Here is an 18,624-nt window from a genome sequence, read left to right on the forward strand (position 1 = left end):
GCCGTTTCCGCTTATCGGGTCACTTCTCGCTGGAGTTGTCCTCGGAGTGGTCACCCGGCATGGCCGCCTCGGTGAGCAGCTGGGACGGCGCCCGGTGGGTGTTGACCTTCTGCTTCCCGAAGAAGCCGATCTCACCCTCCTTGTGGATGCGCTCCATCATGTGCGGGTAGTGCAGTTCGAACGCCGGACGCTCGGACCGGATCCGCGGCAGCTCGGTGAAGTTGTGCCGCGGCGGCGGGCAGGACGTCGCCCATTCGAGCGAGTTGCCGTAGCCCCACGGGTCGTCCACCGTGACGATCTCGCCGTACCGGTAGCTCTTGAAGACGTTCCAGATGAACGGCAGCGTCGAGGCACCGAGGATGTACGCGCCGATCGTGGAGATCGTGTTCAGCGTCGTGAACCCGTCGGACTGCAGGTAGTCCGCGTACCGGCGCGGCATGCCTTCGGCGCCGAGCCAGTGCTGCACCAGGAACGTGGCGTGGAAGCCGATGAACGTGGTCCAGAAGTGCCACTTGCCGAGCTTCTCGTCCATCATGCGGCCGGTGATCTTCGGGAACCAGAAGTAGATCCCGGCGAACGTGGCGAACACGATCGTGCCGTAGAGCACGTAGTGGAAGTGCGCGACGACGAAGTAGCTGTCGGACACGTGGAAGTCGATCGCCGGCGCGGCCAGCATGATGCCGGTCAAACCGCCGAAGAGGAACGTGACGATGAAGCCCATCGAGAAGATCATCGGCGTCTCGAAGGACAGCTGGCCCTTCCACATCGTGCCGATCCAGTTGAAGAACTTCACGCCGGTCGGGACCGCGATCAGGAAGGTCATGAAGGAGAAGAACGGCAGCAGCACGGCGCCGGTCGCGTACATGTGGTGCGCCCACACGGCCACCGACAGCGCGGCGATCGCCAGCGTCGCCCAGACCAGGCCCTTGTAACCGAAGATCGGCTTGCGGCTGAAGACCGGGAAGATCTCCGACACGATCCCGAAGAACGGTAGCGCGACGATATAGACCTCTGGATGGCCGAAGAACCAGAACAGGTGTTGCCAGAGGATCACGCCGCCGTTCGCGGGGTCGAACACGTGCGCCCCGAGATGCCGGTCCGCCAGCAGGCCCATCAGGGCCGCGGTCAGGATCGGGAACGCCAGCAGGATCAGGATGCTGGTGACCAGGATGTTCCAGGTGAAGATCGGCATCCGGTACATCGTCATACCGGGGGCGCGCAGGCAGATCACCGTGGTGATCATGTTGACGCCACCGAGGATGGTGCCGAGACCGGACACGACCAGACCGGAGATCCACAGGTCGGCGCCGACGCCGGGCGAGTGGATGGCGTCCGACAGCGGGGTGTAGGCGAACCAGCCGAAGTCGGCGGCGCCACCCGGGGTCAGGAAGCCGGACATCACGATCAGGCCGCCGAACAGGTACAGCCAGTACGAGAACGCGTTCAGCCGCGGGAACGCGACGTCGGGCGAACCGATCTGCAGCGGCAGGATGAAGTTCGCGAAACCGAAGAGGATCGGCGTCGCGTACAGCAGCAGCATGATCGTGCCGTGCATGGTGAACAGCTGGTTGTACTGCTCCTGCGAAAGGAACTGCTGCCCGGGACGCGCCAGCTCGGAGCGGATCAGCATCGCCATCGCGCCGCCCACCATGAAGAAGGCGAACGACGTGACCAGGTACATGATGCCGATTTGCTTGTGGTCCGTCGTGCGGAACAACCGCAGCAGGTACGAACCCTTAACCGACTCGCGCGCGGGATACGGGCGCGTGGCGATCGGCTTGGGGGCTACGGCCGTCACTCCTGCCTCCAACACTCAAACCTTGTGGTGGTCAATTTGCGGTCGCCGGGCGGGTTCGGGACCCAATCCGGCGGCTAGTGGGGATCGTAGCCCTCACTACCGACAGTCGCGCGCACCGGCTGGCAAGATCGGGCCGTGACCGACGAACACACGCGTGCGGGAGTGGCCGCGGCGCTCGCCGTCGGTGACCGGTACGGGCTGCCGACCGGCAGTCCCGATGTCCTGCATTTCAAGTCGAACGTGCTGGTGAGACTGGGTCCGGTGGTGGCACGGGTGCCCGGCACCACCCGGCTCGCCCGATCGTCGCCCGAGGACTGGCTCGCGCGCGACGTCGAGCTGTCGAGGCACCTCACGGAACGTGATGTGCTCGTCGTCTCACCGACCACGGATCCCCCGGCAGGACCGCATTTCGCCAACGGGCTGCCGGTCACTCTCTGGCACTACACGCCGCACGAGCCGGGCCACACGCTGTCGCCGCGCGAGGTGGCGCTTTCCCTCGCCCGGGTGCACGAGGCGCTCGCGGACTACCCCGGTGAACTGCCCGACCTCGGGCCCGTCCGCGAACTCCGGACGCTGCTCGACCGGCATGGCGCGGTCATGGGCGGTGCGGCGCCCCGGCTGTACGACGAACTCGAACGGGTCGCGGCGGCGCTTCCGGAGGGTGAGGCCCGGCCGCTGCACGGAGACGCCCATCGGGGGAACGTCGTCGCGACCGCGGCCGGGCCGTGCTGGCTCGACTTCGAGGACACCTGGCGCGGACCGCTCGGCTGGGACCTCGGCGTGCTCTGCGCGGAGGCCGGGCGCGAGACCTTGGACGCGTACCCGGCGGACGTGGCGCCTTCGTCGCTGGAGCCGTTCATCGCGTTGCGGCGGTTGTTCGAGGTGCCGTGGCGATTCGTGATCGCGCAGCGGTTCCCCGAACGACTCGGCGAGGCGGAAGCCGCCCTGGAGCGCTACTTCTCCTCCCGCGTTTAGTCCTCTGAATGCGGTCGTTGCACGCGCAAGTACCGCATCGAGAGGACTAAACGCCGGACATCAGGAGCTCAGCCGCCACATCGACGCCGTCCGTCCGCACCTCGCCGCCCACCTGCCGGGCCCGGGAGGCGACTTCGGGACGAAGCACCTCGCCCAAAGCGAGCGTCAGCGCTTCGACCGAGGGCTCCCCCGTGATCGACGTCCCCACCCCGAGATCCCGCACCCGCTGGGCGAAGTACGGCTGGTCGAACATCTGCGGCACCAGCACCTGCGGCACCCCGGCCCGGGTCGCCGCCGTGGTCGTGCCGGCACCGCCGTGATGCACGACGGCCGCGACCCGCGGGAAGAGCGCCTGCTGATTGACATCCCCGATTGCGATGCAGTCGGGTTCGTCGTCGATCAGCGCCAGTCCGGTCCAGCCCTGGAACACGATCGCCCGCCGTCCGTGCGCCCTCGCCGCCTCGATCATCGCCTTCGCGATCTCCTCCGGCGCGCGGATGCTCCCAAATCCGAAGTAGACCGGCGGTTCCCCGTCGTCGAGGAACGCCTCCAGCTCCGGCGACAACGGACTGTGATCCGGTAGGAGCCAGGCACCGGTCTGGTGGACGTCCAGCGCCGACGGGCCCCGCCACGGCGCCAGCACCGGATCGGCGGCCAGCCACGGACGCTCGGTGAAGATGTGCCCGCGCACGTCGTCGACCGGCGGCAGGCCCAGCAGTTTCCGCTGAGCGTCGAGCACGTCGCCCCATTGCGCGTTCCACCGCTCCGCGTCGTCGGCCCATAAGGCCGGGATGTCGGCGTCGGGATTCTTCGGCGCCCATCCCGGGAAAACGGGCGGACGATGGTGCAGTGAAGGCAGCGTTATCGGGCAGTAAGCGGTGAAGAAATACGGAATCCCTTTTCGCTCGGCCACCGAATGGGCGGCGATGTTCAAGGCCATTCCCGCGACGACGGCGTCGCATCCCTCGGCCACGTCCGGCATCGTCTCGAACTGGTTCACCACCATGGCCTCGGCCATCGCGCGCCGCCCTTCCGGCGTGGCCATCGCCTTGGTCATCGCGGAATCCGGCTTCGCCGTCGACCGCAGTTCCGGCCCCAACGGCGCGAAGGAGATCCCGAGACCTTCGGCCCACTCACGGAAATCAGGCGGCGCGCAAAGCCGGACTTCCTGGCCCAGTTCCCGCAATCGCACCGCCAGTGCCACCAGCGGCTGCACCTCACCCCTCGTCCCGATAGTGGACAGGAGTACACGCATGGGAATCCCCCTTCGGCAAAAACGTGAAGGCACGAATTGTGGACCGGGAATGGGGGCTTGCCGCAAGCCCAGGGGTCCGCTATACCTTTGAAGGGGCGAGGGGAACCTTTTCTTACGCGGGGTACCAGCCCAAGATCGCTTCGACGACTCCGGCCGGATCCTCCAGCGGCGTCAGATGTCCCGCCTCCGGCAGCACCACCAACGTCGCGTCCGGCAGCGTTTCCACCAGCGTGTTCGCCGCTTCCAACGGGGTCAGGCCGTCCTCTTCGCCGACCACGACCAGCGCCGGCACGTCCGCCGAACGCAGCGTTTCGAGCGAATCGGGCCGGGCCGCCATCGCGCGCGCCGCCCACGCGATCCCGGACGGCGGCTGTGTCGTGATCAGCTCCCGAAGCCGTTCGACCACTTCCGGGCGCGCCTTCTCCGCGAGCAGTCCGGGCGTGACGGCTTCGGGCATCCAGCCGGTGCCCTCCGCTTCGACCCGGGCCGCGACGTCGTGCCGGGCCTGCGCGGCTTCGGGGGTGTCAGCGGTCGCCTTCGTGTCGATGAACACGAGCCCGCCCACCCGTTCCGGCGCGAGGCGCAGCACCGCCATCGTCAAATAGCCGCCCATCGAGCAGCCGCCGAGGACGACCTTGTCGAGTTCCAGCCGGTCGAGCAACGCGACCACGTCGCGGGCGGCGTCGTCCAGATCCGGCTCCCGGTCCGTTTCCGGCAGCGGGCTGCGGCCGAGGCCGCGCTGGTCGGGTGTGATCAGCCGCAGACGTTCCGAGAGCGGCGCGCGGACCGCGTCCCACATGCGGGCGTCGACGGGGAAGGCGTGCAGCAGGACCAGCGGGAGATCGTTCATGGCGATAATTCTGTCGCACCCTGGCGCTACCGTCAGATCCGTGCTGACAGAGATCAAGACGGAGAGGCTGCTGCTGCGGAGGCTGCGCGAGGCGGATCGCGAGAACATCGTCGCGCTGCAGGCCGATCCGGAGACGAACAGGTTCAACCCGGAGCCGCACACCGTCGAGGGTGCGAACGAGCTGTACGACGCTTGGCTGAAGCAGTGGGCCGAGCACGGGTTCGGCTATCTCACGGTGTCCGCTTCGGACGATCCGGAGACGATCCTCGGTTTCGGCGGCGTCCGCTATCACGAATGGAACGGCGAGCGCGTGCTGAACCTCGCGTACCGCTTCTGGCCGTTCACCTGGGGCAAGGGGTACGCGACGGAGATGGCGGCCGCCGTCGTCGAGTGGGCGGAGCGGGAGATCCCCGACGTCCCGGTGATCGCCAACATCATGGCGTCCAACAAACCGTCCATCCGGGTCGCCGAGCGGCTCGGTTTCAAGGTCCACACGGAGGAGGAATTCGCGGGAGAACCTTCCTTGCACCTGCGGCGCTGAAGCTCACCAGCGGCCGAGTCACCAACGACCTGGCCTTCGCCGGGACCGCGCGCCCCAGCACGCCTTGTGCCAATGGCGGCGGTCGGCGACGCCGCCGGTGTCGTCGGCGGGCCAGGCGACCACATGCGGGGTCCCCTGCCGGATCTCGTGGTCGCAACCGGGACAGCGGTAGTCCTTGGTGGCCTGCGCGCCGGGCACGGTGCGCACCAGCCATTCGCCGTCGGAGGCGGATTCGGAGCGCGCCCAGCCGGTCGACGCGCCGAGGTCGGGGCGCCCACCGCGTTCGGGCCGGTTACGTCGTGGCACGCCCGAAACGGTATACGGCGGGCCCGGCCGGCCGCCGACGTACGCGCGCAGGGTCACACCCGGTCCCGCCTTCCATCAGGCGTGTCGTCCGCCGGATCACGCGTGACGTCCGGCCGATCACGCGTGATCGAAGCCGGAACACGCGTGATCGAAGCCGGAACACGCGTGATCGAAGGCGTGACTCGGGGAGTCAGCCGCCGAAGTAGGCGCCCGGCGTCACGCCGACCGCGCGGCGGAACGCGGCGACGAAAGCGCTCGGCGAGGAATAGCCGATCCGGCGGGAGACCGCGGTCAGCGGCATGCCCTCGGCCAGCAGCGGCAGTGACGCGCGCAGGCGCGCCTGGACCCGCCACGCGCCGAACGTCGTGCGGCACTCGGTGAGGAACAGCCGCGCGAGCGTGCGTTCGCTCGCGCCCGCGTGCCGGACGAAATCGGCGAGGGCGCGGCGGTCCGCAGGATCGGCGATCACCGCCCGCGCGACGGCCAGCGCACGTTCGTCGGACGGCATCGGCACGGTGATCGGCACGACGTCCACCGGTTCGAGCAGGTCGAACGCGACCGCCTCGGCCCGGCGGCGCGCGTCGTCGCCGAGGTCGGCCGCCCCGAGGTGCTCCAGCAGTTCGCGCAGCAGTGGACGGACGGCGACGAGCGTCGGTTCGGGCCAGCGCACCGGGCATCGGTCCCGGGCGGCGTAGATCCCCCGCAACACGGTCTGCGCGGTGGCGCCGGTCCGGTGGACGACCCCGGCCGGGATCCAGAGCGCCCGGGTCGGCGGCAGCACCCAGTACCGCTCGCCGACGTTCACGCTCAGGATCCCCCGCGCCGCCCAGGCGAGCTGGTGGCCGTCGTGTTCGTGCCAAGGGAGCCAGGTGCCCGCGGGCAGGTCCATCTCACCGAGCACCATCGCCGTGGACATCGGCGGCAGGAGTCCGATATTCGACATCGGTTGGCAGCCTATCGCCTATCGGTCACCGTTAGCTTCGGATGCATGCCGATGAACCTGGTGCACCGCAAACTCTGCAGTTCCGCGCTGTGGGCGAAGGCCGTCGCCGCCGAGATGCCGGGCAACGTCGCCGGTTTCGACCTGGGTGACTCCGTCCTGGAGATCGGGCCCGGCTTCGGCGCGACCACGCGCGCGCTCGCCGGGCTCGTCCCCCGGCTCACCGCCGTCGAGATCGACGAGGCGTCCGCGGACCTCCTCAAACGGGAATTCGACGGGCGGGTGCGGATCGTCCAGGGCGACGGGGCGGCGATGCCCTTCGAGGACGGCGAATTCTCCGCGGTCGTCTGCTTCACGATGCTGCACCACGTGCCGACGACGGCGTTGCAGGACTCGATCTTCGCCGAGGCGTTCCGCGTGCTCCGCCCCGGCGGTGTCCTGCGCGCGATCGACAGCCTGGCGAACGCGCCGTTCCGGCTCCTCCACCTCGGCGACACGATGAACGCGCTCGACCCGGTCTCGATCTGGCCCCGGCTCACCGACGCCGGATTCACCGACATCGAGGTCGACCACGTACCCAAGCGCTCCGTGAAGTTCTCGGCGAGGAAGCCCACCTAGGGGGTCGCTCGCGAGAAGTCCGGGCACAGCAGGGGTTTTAGGGGCTGTCCCGGTGCTGGGCGCCTCCTAGCGTCAGGTGCATGAATCGTCTGTTTCGCGGTTTGGCGGCGATCGTCGCCGGCACCGCCTTGTTCTCCGGAACACTCGCGGCCGGTCAGGCCGTCGCCGCCCCCGCCAGGGAAGGTCTGCAAAAGGCGCTGGACGACGCCGTCGCCGCCGGTGCGCCCGGCGCGTACGCCGCGGTGCTCGACCAGGACGGCGGCTGGTACGGCCGGAGCGGCGTCGGCGACGTCACGACGGGCGGCGCGCCGGACCCCCGCGGCCGGTTCCGGGCGGGCAGCATCACCAAGAGCGTGGTCGCCACCGCCGTGCTGCAGCTGGCCGGCGAGGGCAAAGTCGGCCTCGACGACCGCGTCCAGGATCGCCTTCCCGGGCTGCTGCCCTACACCGAGCCGATCACCGTCCGCCAGTTGCTGCAGCACACCAGCGGGATCCCCGCGACCGACCGGTGGAACAGCCTGCCGGAGATCGACACGACCCGCTGGCGGCACCAGTCGCCGGACGAGACCATCCGGCTGGGGACCGAGGGCAAACCGCTGGCCTTCCCGCCCGGTCAAGGCATGGTGTACTCCAACACCAATTACGCCGTACTCGGGAAACTCGTCGAAAAGCTCACCGGCGACGAGCTGAATTCCGTGCTGCAGCGCCGGGTTCTCGACAAGGCGGGAATGCGGGACAGCTCCCTCCCGTACCGCTATCCCTACGTCCACCGCGCGGCCGCCCGTGGTTACGAACGGCTGTACGGTCCCGACGCGCCGCTGACCGATGTCACCGACTACGAGATGTCGCGGTTCTGGGGTTCCGGGAATCTGATCTCCACCGCCGACGATCTGAACCGGTTCTATGGCGCCCTGTTCACCGGACGGCTCTTCCCCGCGGCGCAGCTGGCCGAGATGCGCAAAACCGTGCCCAGCGGCGTTCCCGCGGTCGACTCGGGCCTCGGCGTCATGCGGCTCCGGCTCCCGCAGGGCTGCGCCGCGCCGGAGGCTTGGGGCTTCAACGGTTCGGTGCCCGGCTACAACACCTGGAGCATGCGGACTTCCGACGGCACCAGGCAGATCACGGTCGGCGTCACCACGAACCTGACCTCCGAAACCGCGCGCTCGGCCGTGTTGCGCGCGATGTTCGCCGAATTCTGCGGCTAGCCGCGCGCGAGGACCAACGGGACGAGTTGCTCGGCGGGGGTCAGCGAGCCGTGCTGCCCTACCAAAGAGGACTCGACGGCCTCCGCCAGTTCCCGCACGAGCCCGAAGCGTCCCTTCGCCGCCACGACCACGTCGCCGATACGCGGACGGACCCGATCGGAGACCGGCCCGAACCAGCCCGCCTCGACGGCCTCGTCGCGCGGGAGGATCCAAGCCCGGTCTCCGATCACCTCGCGCCACGCCGCCAGGACGTCGGCCTCCGCGCCCGCTTCGCTGTAGACGTGCCGCGCCCGGACCTCGCCCCCGATGGCCCGGACGCCGCCGAGCAGCGCGGGTGTCTCGTCGATGTCGAGCGCGCCCTCGACGGTCACCATGCCGTGGTCGGCCACGACGGTGAGGAGCGCGCCCGGCGGTAGACCGTCCACAAGGGACTCCACGAGCCGGTCGACCTGCCGCAGCTGCATCCGCCACGGCGCCGAACCGGGCCCGTAGATATGGCCCATCATGTCGAGTTCGCTGTGATAGCCCCAGCAGAACGCCGGCCGCGCTTCGAGACAGTGCAGGACGCAGGCGGCGAGGTCGCCGAGCGCGTGGACGCCCACATAGCGCGCGCCGGACTGCGTCGCCCGGGTGAGCGCGGTGTCGGCGAACTTCGCCGAAGACACCACGCTGGTCGTGATCCCGGCGGCCGCCGCGCGTTCGAACGTCGTCGGCAGCGGCTGCACCTCGCGCGGCGGCAGAGCCCCGCGGAGATCGCCGCCGTCCACGTGGCTGCTCCAGCGCAACGCGTTCAGGACTCCGGTGCCCGGCACCTCGAAGCTGTACCCGACCAGGCCGTGCTCCCCCGACGCCAGGCCGGTGCCGATCGCGCCGAGCCCGGCCGCCGTCGTCGCCGGGAAACCGACCCGCAGCGGCGACTTCGCCAGCTGGGTGAGCACCGGCGCGTCGGCGGGGTGCTCGGCCAGCAGCTCCCAGCCGAGACCGTCGATCAGCAGGACACAGGCGCTGGACGCCTCCGCCAGGCTCAGCGAATTGGCGAACCCCTCGGCGCCGAGGGCGGAAAGCACGGACGGGACGACTTGGCCGAGATGCGGCACATGCGCCGCGACAGGCAGTTCCACCCGGCCAGCTTGCCATCCCGGCGGCCGGAAGGAGATGGGATAATGCCGGAATGCCGACCTACGCCTACCGCTGCCGCGAATGCGCCGGAACCTTCGAACTGCTGCGGCCGATGAGCGAGTCCGGTGCGCCCGCGCCGTGCCCCGAGGGCCACCAGGACACCGTCAAGCTGCTGACGACCGTCGCGCTGACCGGGTCCGCTTCCGGTCCGGCCCCTGTTCCCGCAGGTGGAGGCGGTTGCTGCGGCGGAGGCTGCTGCGGCTGACCCACCCGTTCGGGTGGCGTAACGTGTGATCGCCCGAATGGCGGGTACCCCCTTCCCACCAGTCTGGAAGCTCCAGTGGTGGGAAGGGAGAAAGTCCAGTGGCCACATCAGCACTGGCGGCCGTCGACTTCGGTCAGGGCGTGTCGAGCGCCTGGAGTTCGGTCGCCACCTTCGTCCCGAAACTGCTCGCGTTCCTGGTCATCCTGTTCATCGGCTGGCTGATCGCCAAGGCGCTCTCGAAGGCCGTGAGCATGGTGCTCGAGAAGGTCGGGTTCAACCGGCTTCTCGAACGCGGGGGCTTCAAGCAGATGCTCGCGCGCAGCCAGTTCGACGCGTCGAGCATCATCAGCAAGATCGTCTATTACGCGATCCTGCTGATCGCCCTGCAGTTCGCGTTCGGCGTGTTCGGCCCGAACCCGGTGAGCGCGCTGCTCAACGACATCGTCGCGTGGCTGCCGCGTGCCATCGTCGCGATCGTCATCGTGGTGATCGCCGGCGCGGTCGCCAAGGCGGTCAAGGATCTGATCGGGAACGCCCTCGGCGGTGTCTCCTACGGCAAGGTGCTCGCCACCATCGCCTCGGTGTTCATCTGGGGCCTCGGCGCGATCGCCGCGCTGAACCAGATCGGCGTGGCCACCGCGGTCACGATGCCGGTGCTGATCACCGTGCTCGCCACGGTCGGCGGTATCGCCGTCGTCGGTGTCGGCGGTGGTCTCATCAAGCCGATGCAGCAGCGCTGGGAGACGTGGCTCGGCCGGGCCGAGGCGGAGATCCCCGCCGCGAAGGCGCAGGCCGAGGCCTACCAGCGTGGTCGCGAGGACGCGGGCCGCTCGGGTGAGGTGCCGACGGAGCGGACGGCGGTCAGCCAGCCGGTGTCCGCCGGGCATCACGCCGCGAACCCGAACGCGCCGACGCAGCACCAGCAGTTCCCGCCCAGCCAGGGTCAGGTGCCGCAGCACCAGGATCCCGGCCAGCGGCCCCCCGGTGGAAACATGCCCCCTCCGCCGGAGTACCGCTGACCTTCCACGGGAGCGGGTGGGGCGTCCGGCCGCCCTACCCGTTCCCGGTCGGCTGGGTCCGCCGGTCGTCCATCGAGGCGGCCAGCGAACACACGCCGACCAGCCGCGCGGTCACCCAGTCGCTGGTGGTCCACGCGGTCAGATCGGCCGGAGCACGGAACGTCCAGCCCTTGGCCTTCGCCTCGTCGAGCAGCCCGCGCGTGTAGCCGGCGAGCAGGACGACCCCGGCCACCGCCGCCGAGCCTTCGACCCCGACCGCGAGGATGTCGCGGACCGCGGCGGAGTGCTGATCGAAGACGGCGGACAGCCCGGGCACGGCCGCCGCGGCCGCGAGCCCGGCCACACCGATCTGCTGGTGCAGCCGGGAAAGCGTGCTACGAGCCGAAGATTCCACCCAGGACGAGACCAGATCTTTCACCCGACCAGGTTAGCCAGGTCGGACGATTTGTCGACATCCCGGTGATGACGATCGCAGAACTCAGCAAGCTTTGAGTGCTTGATCCAGGTCATGCCACAGGTCCTCGACGTCCTCCAGCCCCACCGACATGCGGATGAGCCGGTCGGTGACCCCCGCGCCGCGCCGGTCGTCCTCGGCGACGATCCGGTGGCTGATCGAGGCTGGATGCTGGATGAGCGAATCCACACTCCCGAGGCTGACGGCCGGGGTGATCAGCCGGACCGCGCCGATGAGCGCGTGCGGATCGCCGTCGACCTCGAACGCGATCAGCGGACCACCGACGGCCGGGTAGTGCACGGCGCTCACGTTCGCGTGGCCGCGAAGCCGCTCGACGAGTTCGGCGGCCGTCGCGGACGCCGCGTTGACGCGCAGCGGAAGGGTCGAGAGACCGCGAAGCAGCATGTACCCGGCGAGCGGGTGCAGCACGCCTCCGGTGGCGAAGCGGATCTGCCGGAGCATCCCCGCGTCTTCGGCGCTGCAAGCCACCACGCCGCCCATGACGTCGCCGTGCCCGCCGAGGAACTTGGTCGCGCTGTGCAGGACGAACCGGGCGCCGTGCCGTCCTGGTCGCTGGAGCACGGGGGTCGCGAAGGTGTTGTCGACCAGCACCGGGACCTCGCCTGCGGCGCGGACGATCTCGGCGATGTCGACCTCGCGCAGGGTCGGGTTCGCGGGGGTCTCGAGCAGCACCAGCCCGGTGTCGGGACGCAGCGCCGAGGCGACGTCCTCCGGATCGGCCCAGGTCACCTCGGTCCCGAGCAGCCCGGACGTGAGCATGTGGTCGGTGCAGCCGTAGACCGGCCGGACGGCGACGACGTGCCGCTTGCCCTGTGCGACGGCGGCGAGCAGCGAAGCCGAGACCGCGGCCATGCCGGTGGCGAACGCGACGGCGTCTTCGAACCCTTCGAGTTCGGCCAGCGCCTTCTCGAAACGCTCGACGGTCGGGTTGCTCAGCCGCCCGTAGACCGGGAGCCCGGACAGCGAGCCCGAGGCGGCGAATTCGTCGATGCGGCCCGCCTCCTCGACGCTGTCCCGCGACGGGTAGGTCGTGGACAGGTCGAGCGGAGCGGCGTGGACGCCGAGGTCCGTGAGATCGTCACGGCCGGCGTGGACGGCTCGGGTGCGCAGCGTTGCGGTCATACTCCAGATGGTGCGATTTTCTCCGGAACGGCCGCAATATCCTCGGATATCATTCGCCGATGTCGGATTCCGTCGAACTGAGTACGGTTGATCTTCGAATTCTGCGGCTCTTGCAGAACGACGCCCGGATCTCGAACAAGGATCTGGCGGCCGAAGTCGGCGTCGCACCCTCGACCTGTCTCGACCGCGTCAACCGGTTGCGCGAGCTCGGGGTGATCATCGGCCAGCGCGCCGAGGTGGACGCGGCCAAACTCGGCCGCCCACTGGAGGCGCTCCTGTTCGTGCAGGTCCGCCCGCACCGGCGCGCGCTGGTCGATTCGTTCGTCGAGCATCTGCTGGCGTTGCCCGAGGTCCGCGCCGTCTACCACCTGACCGGCCCGGACGACTTCCTCGCGCATGTCGCCACCGCTTCGGCGACCGAGCTGCAACGGCTGGTGCTCGACGAACTGACCGCCCGCGACGAGGTCGCCCGGGTGCACACGAACCTCGTCTTCCAGCACTGGAGCGGGGGACCTTTGCTACCACCCGGCTGATCAGGCGATCCGGACCTTGAACGGATGCCGCGGATCGGTGGGGCAGGTGAAGATGTTCAGCACTCCCCGGTCGCCGAACGCCCAGCACGCCGGTTCGTCGTCGTCGACCCCGCAGCCGCAGCCGACCTCGTGTTCCTCCGTGGCCAGCGCGAGCGTCTGTCTCAGCTCGGCACCGCATTCCCGGCAGTCCAGGTCGACACGACCGGCCGCGTGCCAGGCCGTCCAGCCGCCGATCTTCGCGTAGTGGTCCAGCTCGGGCCAGCCGTCGGGGTCTTCGCTCGCGCCTTCGGGGATGCCGAGCGCGGTGCGGGTCTCCGGCGGGAAGTCGCAGAGACGCGGCAGCTCGTCGATCGAGCACGGTTCGAAGACGCAGGGTTCCGGCAGGTAGGCGTCCTGGGCGTCCTCGGGTGCGGGCGGCGGCTCCGCGATGTCCCCCACCTCGGCGGAATCGCGCCACACCAGCCGGACGGCGGGGCCGCGGTGGTACGGATTGTCATGCTCGAGCGGGCAGAACAGGATCTGCAGTACGTCGGTGCCCTCCGGGAAGGGCAGCTCCGGGAAGTCGTCGCGGAAGAACTGCGCCGCGCCGACCATCGCCGGGACCGGCTCGTCGAGCGGATGCCCGGCCGGCCACGCGTCGTCGGACGCGTCGGGGTCCGGCGGCCAGGTCACCGGGCACTCCGGCCATGGCTCGTCCGACGGCCAGAGCAGCGGGCCGCCGAAGTGGCTTTCGTCCGGACGGGGCAATCCCGGCGCGGGGTGCAGCCGGATGGCCGTCCGGACCAGGTCGTTCAGGCCGGGGATGGGCACCCCGTCGTATGTGAGCTGACGCACTCCCGGGAGCTTAGAGGTCCGGCAGCGGATCTTCAGGTTTTGCCCGCATGATCTCGGCGTCGGCGGCGTGCACGACGGCGATGTACTCGTCGTCGATCTCGTAGTCGACGCCGTTGAACTTGAACCACGGGACGGTCGAGGTGTCGACCGGCCCGATCCGATGGTTCCGCAACGTCGTCGCGACGACGCGTTTCGGCGTCTTCCGGCTCAGGTACCCGGTGGTCAGGACCGTGATCGTCTTGCGGGTCACCGCGAAGAACACTCCGGGGTTGGTGCTGCCGAAGACGTCGGCCGGGAACACGTAATGGATCTCGTCGTCCGGATCGAGGAGTTCCTTGATCCGTTTCCTGACCCCCGCGGAAACCGGCATGGCATCCAAGTTACCGCGCCGAGTAGTCCTTGAACCCCTTCCCGGTCTTGCGGCCGAGCCGACCGGCGGTCACGAGGTGCTCCAGCAGCGGCGCCGGCGCGAAGCCCTCTTCGCGGAACTCGTTGTACAGCGTCCGCTGGATCGCCAGCGAAACGTCCAGTCCGACGACGTCGAGCAGCTCGAAGGGACCCATCGGCAGCCCGCAACCCACCTTCATCGCGGTGTCGATGTCGTCGGCCTCCGCGTAGTGCGCTTCGAGCATCTTCACCGCGTCGTTCAGGTACGGGAACAGCAGCGCGTTGACGATGAACCCGGCCCGGTCGCCGCAGTGCACGGGGTGCTTGCCGACGGCCGCGCAGACGGCGTCGACGGTCGCGATCACGTCGGGAGCGGTGGCGATGGTGGAGACGACCTCGACGAGTTTCATCACCGGCGCCGGGTTGAAGAAGTGCACGCCGACCACGTCGGAAGGGCGCGACGTGGCGGCCGCGCATTCGATGACCGGCAGCGAGGACGTGGTGGTCGCCAGGACCGCGCCCGGTTTCACGACGTCGTCGAGCGCGGCGAAGACGGCCTGCTTGACAGCCAGGTCTTCGGCCACCGCCTCGACGACGAGGTCGACATCGGCCAGTTCCTCGAACTCCACGGCGGGCGAGATCCGGCCGAGCGCGGCGGCTGCGTCCTCTTCGGACAGCTTGCCCTTGACGACGGCCTTGTCCAGCGACTTCTTCACCCGCGCGACCGACGCCGCGGCCTTCTCCGCGCTCCGGGCGCGCAGGATGACCTCGTAGCCGCGTTTCGCGAACACCTCGACGATGCCCGTCGCCATGGTGCCGGTCCCGACGACGCCGACCTTGCGCACCTCACGGGGCGCCGCAGTGTCTACTGTGGACTTCGTGACCGCGTCAGTCACCGTCGGCGAATCGGGCTCGTCGTAGGTGTAGAAACCCCGGCCGGTCTTGCGGCCGAGCAGCCCGGCGGTGATCATCTGCTTGAGCAGCGGCGCCGGCGCGTGCAGCCGATTACGCGACTGGTGGTACATCGTGTCGAGGATCTCGTACGCGGTGTCCAGCCCGATGAGGTCGAGCAAGGCCAAGGGCCCCATGGGATATCCGCAGCCGAACCGCATCGCCGCGTCGAGGTCCTCACGGGTGGCGTAGCGCTGCTCGTACATCCGCACGGCGTGGTTGAGATAGCCGAAAAGCAGGGCGTTGGCGATGAACCCGGCGCGGTCTCCGATCACCACCGGGGTCTTGCCGAGCCGTTCGGCGAACGCGACGACGTCGGTGACCACGTCGGGTTCGGTGACGACGGTGCGGACGATCTCGACCAGCTTGAGGATCGGCGCCGGGTTGAAGAAGTGCATCCCGACGACCTTGCCCGGCCGCGCGGTGTGCACGCCGATCTCGGTGATCGACAGCGAGGAGGTGTTCGAGACGAAGATCGTGTCCGGGCCGGTGATCTTGTCCAGCTGCGCGAACACGTCGGATTTCGCTTCGAGGTTCTCCGGGATCGCCTCGATCACCAGGTCCACATCGGACAACTCCGCCAGCGACGTGGTGTACCGGATCCGGTCCAGGAGCGCGCTCCGGCCGTCGGCGTCGAGCTTGCCGCCGGACACCGCCCGTTCGGTCGAATGCTCCAGATGACCCCGGCCGCGGTGGACGCCGTCGTCGTCGATCTCCACCGCGACGACGGATACGCCGCTCCGCGCGAGCACCTCGGCGATCCCGGCGCCCATGGTGCCGAGACCGATGACTCCCACACTCGAGATTTCCCGCGCCACAACCGGCCTCCGGAGGTTACTCGCTGGTAGTTTCTCCGATCGTGCCATGCCGGGGCGCGGAAAGCAGCGGCTGTCACCCTCCGAATCGAGTAAGTGTCACTCGCGGACGAGGACCGGGGGACGCTTTTCCTCCGGCGGCGATGGCCGGATCAAGGGACCTTTGCTACCACCCGGGCGCCGATGTGCGTGAAGGCCTCCTTCCCTCGGCTGAGCCGAGGGAAGGAGGCCTTCACGCGCTAAGAGCCCAGCTCACTCGCCGAAGTTCTGCTCCACCAGATCCTTGACCTTGGCGAGCGCTTCGTCGGCCTGCGCCCCCTTCGCGCGGACCTCGATCCGGTCGCCCTGGCGCGCGCCGAGCGCCATCAGCGCGAGCACGCTGTTGGCGTCCGCGGTCTCGTCGCCCAGCCGCACGGTGACCTGCGCGTCCAGCCCCGCGATGCTGCGCACCAGTACCGCGGCCGGCCGCGCGTGCAGCCCGACGTCGTTCCGCAGCGTGAGTTCGACACTGCTCTCGCCGTCCTGAGCGCCTCCGTCGAACGTCAGGTCCGGGGGTGCTCCCGCCGAGGCGGCCGCTTCGGCGACGGCCTTGCGGTCCGCCCCGCCCTGCGCCGCGACGGCGGCGGCGATCGCGCCTTCGACCAGCGGCGCGTCCACGACGACCGCGGCCGACGGGTCGGCGAGCGATTCGACCGCCAGTTCCGCGGTCATCTGCGCGCTGCCGAGGTCGTACAGCAGGACGACGCCCGATCCCGAATCGGCGCGCTGCGTCGCGGCGACGACCTCGTCGTAGTCCGTTCCGATCCCGCCGTCGGCCAGGCCACCCGCCGCCGCGATGGTGACGTCCGGCGCCATCTGCGCGGCGAGTTCCGCGAGTCCTTCGGCGAGTTTGGCGCTGTGGGAGACGAGCACGATTCCGACGCTCACTTGGCGGCCTCCGCGAAGGCTCGCAGCAGCAGCGCCGTCGAGCGGGCACCGGGATCCATATGCCCCTTCGCCCGCTCGCCGAGGTACGACGCGCGGCCCTTGCGCGGTACGAGGTCCACAGTGGACTCGGCACCCTTGTCCGCGGCGTCGGCGGCCGCGGCCAGGATCGCCGCGACACCGTCGCGGGAGGCCCCTTCTGCGGCGGAGACGGCGGGGATCAGGGCGTCGACCATGGTCGCGTCTCCCCCGACGGCCTTGCCGCGCGCCTGCACTCCTTCGAGCGCCGCGCGCAGGGCCTCGACCAGCAGCGGACCGTCCACTTCGGCCGCGTCGCCCAGTTTGACCGACGCGCGCAGGAAAGCCGTGCCGTACAACGGGCCCGCCGCGCCGCCGACCTTCGAGATCAGCGTCGTGGCGGCGAGTTTCGCGACCGCGGCGGGGGTCTCTGGCGTGGCGGAGTCCAAAGCGGACACGATGGCGGTGAAGCCCCGGTCCATGTTCTCGCCGTGGTCGGCGTCGCCGATCGCGCGGTCGAGGTCGACCAGTTCGGCACGATGCTCGGCGATCACCGCGGCCGCCGCCCGCAAGGCGGCGGCGAGCGTCTCGGCGGTGCAGGCCATCAGACTCCCCACCTCAGGGCCGGGGTGTTCACCGGCGCGTCCCACAACTCGGTCAGCTCGTCGTCCAGTTTCAGCAACGTCAGGCTCATCCCCTGCATCTCGAGGCTGGTGATGTACGGCCCCACCAGCCGCCGTTCGACCACGATCCCACGCTCGGCCAGCAGCCGCTCGGCGATCCCGTGGGCGAGGTACAGCTCGACCAGCGGGGTCCCGCCCATCGAGTTCGTGAACAGCAGGACCTTGTCGCCCTCGGCGAAGGGCAGGTCCGTGACCACCGCTTCGACCATGCGCGCGACGAGTTCGTCGGCCGTCGTCACGGCGGTCCGCTCGATACCGGGCTCGCCGTGGATACCGATGCCGAACTCGATCTCGTCGTCGGCGAGGTCGAAACTCGGCTCGCCCGCGTGCGGCACGGTCGGCGCGGTGAGCGCGACCCCGATCGACCGGACCTGGCCGATCACCTTGCGCGCCAAGGCCTCCACCGCGTCGAGGGTGTCGCCCCGTTCGGCCGCGGCGCCGGTGATCTTCTCCAGCAGCACCGTGCCGCCGACGCCTCGACGGCCGGCGGTGTAGGTGGAGTCCTTGACCGCGACGTCGTCGTCGATGACCACGCTGCGCACGTCCAGCCCTTCGGCGGCGGCGAGTTCGCCGGCGGTCTCGAAGTTGAGCACGTCGCCGGTGTAGTTCTTCACGATCAGCAGCGCGCCCGCGTCCCCGGTGGTCGCCTTGACCGCGGCTTCCACGGCGTCCGGCGTCGGCGAGGTGAACACGGCGCCCGGGACGGCGGCGGCGAGCATGCCCTGCCCGACGAAGCCGCCGTGCAGCGGCTCGTGCCCGGAACCGCCGCCGGAGATCACCGCGACCTTGCCCGTCAGTGGCGCGTCCACGCGCACCACGATCGCCGGGTCGTCCTCCACGCGCAGGACGTCCGCGTGCGCCGCGGCGAGTCCGCGCAACGATTCCGCGACCACCGTCTTCGGGTCGTTGATGATCTTCTTCAAGGTGGCCTCCGGCACGTCGGCGGGTGGGGTGCCCCCTTCCTACCTCTCCCGGCCGGATGCCGCCAGCG

At 69.6% G+C, this 18,624-nt stretch carries 21 protein-coding genes; 7 read left to right on the forward strand and 14 right to left on the reverse strand.

Features of this window, described 5'->3' with window-relative positions; all coding sequences use genetic code 11:
* Positions 1-19 precede the first annotated feature (19 nt).
* The gene (gene ctaD, locus AB8M46_RS03510; RefSeq protein ID WP_037341494.1) at positions 20-1,798 is read right to left on the reverse strand and encodes a cytochrome c oxidase subunit I; all 1,779 of its coding nucleotides are present in this window, start codon (positions 1,796-1,798) and stop codon (positions 20-22) included.
* A 135-nt stretch (positions 1,799-1,933) separates the two neighbouring features.
* Between ctaD and AB8M46_RS03515 the strand changes: the two genes are divergently transcribed.
* Positions 1,934-2,773 (forward strand): phosphotransferase, encoded by an 840-nt coding sequence (locus tag AB8M46_RS03515; RefSeq protein ID WP_394359527.1) that lies wholly within the window; start codon positions 1,934-1,936, stop codon positions 2,771-2,773.
* Positions 2,774-2,819: 46 nt separating this feature from the next.
* On the opposite strand, the gene AB8M46_RS03520 is transcribed toward AB8M46_RS03515, so the two are convergent.
* Both AB8M46_RS03520 and AB8M46_RS03525 read right to left on the reverse strand, forming a co-directional pair.
* Positions 2,820-4,028: a glycosyltransferase gene (locus tag AB8M46_RS03520; protein ID WP_394359528.1), complete on the reverse strand. Its 1,209-nt coding sequence runs from the start codon at positions 4,026-4,028 to the stop codon at positions 2,820-2,822.
* A gap of 112 nt (positions 4,029-4,140) precedes the next feature.
* A complete protein-coding gene (locus AB8M46_RS03525) occupies positions 4,141-4,878 on the reverse strand; it encodes an alpha/beta fold hydrolase (protein WP_394359529.1) in 738 nt (245 codons plus the stop codon).
* On the opposite strand from AB8M46_RS03525, the gene AB8M46_RS03530 reads away from it, so the two are divergent.
* Positions 4,877-5,419, forward strand: coding sequence for a GNAT family N-acetyltransferase (locus AB8M46_RS03530; RefSeq protein ID WP_394359530.1), 543 nt, complete (start codon positions 4,877-4,879; stop codon positions 5,417-5,419). The genes AB8M46_RS03525 and AB8M46_RS03530 overlap by 2 nt on opposite strands.
* An 18-nt stretch (positions 5,420-5,437) precedes the next feature.
* Here the strand turns inward: AB8M46_RS03530 and AB8M46_RS03535 are convergent, their stop codons facing one another.
* Positions 5,438-5,725 (reverse strand): hypothetical protein, encoded by a 288-nt coding sequence (locus tag AB8M46_RS03535; protein ID WP_037342519.1) that lies wholly within the window; start codon positions 5,723-5,725, stop codon positions 5,438-5,440.
* A 190-nt stretch (positions 5,726-5,915) separates the two neighbouring features.
* A complete protein-coding gene (locus AB8M46_RS03540; protein ID WP_152610983.1) occupies positions 5,916-6,668 on the reverse strand; it encodes a helix-turn-helix transcriptional regulator in 753 nt (250 codons plus the stop codon).
* 51 nt (positions 6,669-6,719) lie between these two features.
* Here AB8M46_RS03540 and AB8M46_RS03545 point away from each other — a divergent pair, with 51 nt between their 5' ends.
* Positions 6,720-7,283: a class I SAM-dependent methyltransferase gene (locus AB8M46_RS03545; RefSeq protein WP_394360836.1), complete on the forward strand. Its 564-nt coding sequence runs from the start codon at positions 6,720-6,722 to the stop codon at positions 7,281-7,283.
* Positions 7,284-7,363: 80 nt separating this feature from the next.
* Complete coding sequence (locus AB8M46_RS03550) at positions 7,364-8,488, forward strand: serine hydrolase (protein ID WP_037341478.1); 1,125 nt, start codon at positions 7,364-7,366, stop codon at positions 8,486-8,488.
* Here AB8M46_RS03550 and AB8M46_RS03555 read toward each other — a convergent pair.
* Positions 8,485-9,609 (reverse strand): alkaline phosphatase family protein, encoded by a 1,125-nt coding sequence (locus AB8M46_RS03555; protein ID WP_394359531.1) that lies wholly within the window; start codon positions 9,607-9,609, stop codon positions 8,485-8,487. The two genes, AB8M46_RS03550 and AB8M46_RS03555, sit on opposite strands and share 4 nt — an antisense overlap.
* A gap of 50 nt (positions 9,610-9,659) precedes the next feature.
* Here AB8M46_RS03555 and AB8M46_RS03560 point away from each other — a divergent pair, with 50 nt between their 5' ends.
* Positions 9,660-9,872 (forward strand): FmdB family zinc ribbon protein, encoded by a 213-nt coding sequence (locus tag AB8M46_RS03560; RefSeq protein WP_016336811.1) that lies wholly within the window; start codon positions 9,660-9,662, stop codon positions 9,870-9,872.
* A gap of 98 nt (positions 9,873-9,970) precedes the next feature.
* Complete coding sequence (locus AB8M46_RS03565) at positions 9,971-10,891, forward strand: hypothetical protein (protein WP_037341476.1); 921 nt, start codon at positions 9,971-9,973, stop codon at positions 10,889-10,891.
* 34 nt (positions 10,892-10,925) lie between these two features.
* On the opposite strand, the gene AB8M46_RS03570 is transcribed toward AB8M46_RS03565, so the two are convergent.
* Positions 10,926-11,309 carry a DUF6401 family natural product biosynthesis protein gene (locus tag AB8M46_RS03570; protein ID WP_125734449.1) on the reverse strand — a complete coding sequence of 128 codons (384 nt, stop codon included), beginning with the start codon at positions 11,307-11,309 and terminating at the stop codon, positions 10,926-10,928.
* Positions 11,310-11,369: 60 nt separating this feature from the next.
* Entirely contained in the window at positions 11,370-12,488 is a 1,119-nt protein-coding gene (locus tag AB8M46_RS03575; protein WP_037341473.1) for a PLP-dependent aspartate aminotransferase family protein, read from the reverse strand.
* A gap of 59 nt (positions 12,489-12,547) precedes the next feature.
* On the opposite strand from AB8M46_RS03575, the gene AB8M46_RS03580 reads away from it, so the two are divergent.
* Positions 12,548-13,021 carry an Lrp/AsnC family transcriptional regulator gene (locus AB8M46_RS03580; RefSeq protein ID WP_016336815.1) on the forward strand — a complete coding sequence of 158 codons (474 nt, stop codon included), beginning with the start codon at positions 12,548-12,550 and terminating at the stop codon, positions 13,019-13,021.
* Here the strand turns inward: AB8M46_RS03580 and AB8M46_RS03585 are convergent, their stop codons facing one another.
* The 6 genes from AB8M46_RS03585 to dhaK form a co-directional block, all read right to left on the reverse strand.
* Entirely contained in the window at positions 13,022-13,855 is an 834-nt protein-coding gene (locus AB8M46_RS03585; RefSeq protein ID WP_394359532.1) for a hypothetical protein, read from the reverse strand.
* 10 nt (positions 13,856-13,865) lie between these two features.
* The gene (locus AB8M46_RS03590; protein WP_394359533.1) at positions 13,866-14,225 is read right to left on the reverse strand and encodes a hypothetical protein; all 360 of its coding nucleotides are present in this window, start codon (positions 14,223-14,225) and stop codon (positions 13,866-13,868) included.
* A 10-nt stretch (positions 14,226-14,235) separates the two neighbouring features.
* Entirely contained in the window at positions 14,236-16,011 is a 1,776-nt protein-coding gene (locus AB8M46_RS03595) for a 3-hydroxyacyl-CoA dehydrogenase family protein (RefSeq protein ID WP_125734445.1), read from the reverse strand.
* Between the two features lie 249 nt (positions 16,012-16,260).
* Positions 16,261-16,935 (reverse strand): dihydroxyacetone kinase phosphoryl donor subunit DhaM, encoded by a 675-nt coding sequence (gene dhaM, locus AB8M46_RS03600; protein WP_394359534.1) that lies wholly within the window; start codon positions 16,933-16,935, stop codon positions 16,261-16,263.
* Positions 16,932-17,555, reverse strand: coding sequence for a dihydroxyacetone kinase subunit DhaL (gene dhaL, locus AB8M46_RS03605; protein WP_394359535.1), 624 nt, complete (start codon positions 17,553-17,555; stop codon positions 16,932-16,934). The genes dhaM and dhaL overlap by 4 nt, the downstream gene beginning before the upstream one ends.
* Entirely contained in the window at positions 17,555-18,556 is a 1,002-nt protein-coding gene (gene dhaK / locus AB8M46_RS03610) for a dihydroxyacetone kinase subunit DhaK (protein ID WP_037342517.1), read from the reverse strand. The genes dhaL and dhaK overlap by 1 nt, the downstream gene beginning before the upstream one ends.
* Positions 18,557-18,624 lie beyond the last annotated feature (68 nt).

The organism is Amycolatopsis sp. SB7-3, from assembly GCF_041021335.1.
Taxonomy (GTDB): Bacteria; Actinomycetota; Actinomycetes; order Mycobacteriales; family Pseudonocardiaceae; genus Amycolatopsis; species Amycolatopsis japonica.

Excerpts from the sequence above, each read along its gene's own strand:
- AB8M46_RS03520 (WP_394359528.1), bottom strand. The coding sequence starts at position 4,028 with ATGCGTGTACTCCTGTCCACTATCGGGACGAGGGGTGAGGTGCAGCCG.
- AB8M46_RS03530 (WP_394359530.1), top strand. The coding sequence starts at position 4,877 with ATGGCGATAATTCTGTCGCACCCTGGCGCTACCGTCAGATCCGTGCTG.
- AB8M46_RS03525 (WP_394359529.1), bottom strand. The coding sequence starts at position 4,878 with ATGAACGATCTCCCGCTGGTCCTGCTGCACGCCTTCCCCGTCGACGCC.
- AB8M46_RS03540 (WP_152610983.1), bottom strand. The coding sequence starts at position 6,668 with ATGTCGAATATCGGACTCCTGCCGCCGATGTCCACGGCGATGGTGCTC.
- AB8M46_RS03545 (WP_394360836.1), top strand. The coding sequence starts at position 6,720 with ATGAACCTGGTGCACCGCAAACTCTGCAGTTCCGCGCTGTGGGCGAAG.
- AB8M46_RS03550 (WP_037341478.1), top strand. The coding sequence starts at position 7,364 with ATGAATCGTCTGTTTCGCGGTTTGGCGGCGATCGTCGCCGGCACCGCC.
- AB8M46_RS03560 (WP_016336811.1), top strand. The coding sequence starts at position 9,660 with ATGCCGACCTACGCCTACCGCTGCCGCGAATGCGCCGGAACCTTCGAA.
- AB8M46_RS03575 (WP_037341473.1), bottom strand. The coding sequence starts at position 12,488 with ATGACCGCAACGCTGCGCACCCGAGCCGTCCACGCCGGCCGTGACGAT.
- AB8M46_RS03580 (WP_016336815.1), top strand. The coding sequence starts at position 12,548 with ATGTCGGATTCCGTCGAACTGAGTACGGTTGATCTTCGAATTCTGCGG.
- AB8M46_RS03590 (WP_394359533.1), bottom strand. The coding sequence starts at position 14,225 with ATGCCGGTTTCCGCGGGGGTCAGGAAACGGATCAAGGAACTCCTCGAT.
- dhaL (WP_394359535.1), bottom strand. The coding sequence starts at position 17,555 with ATGGCCTGCACCGCCGAGACGCTCGCCGCCGCCTTGCGGGCGGCGGCC.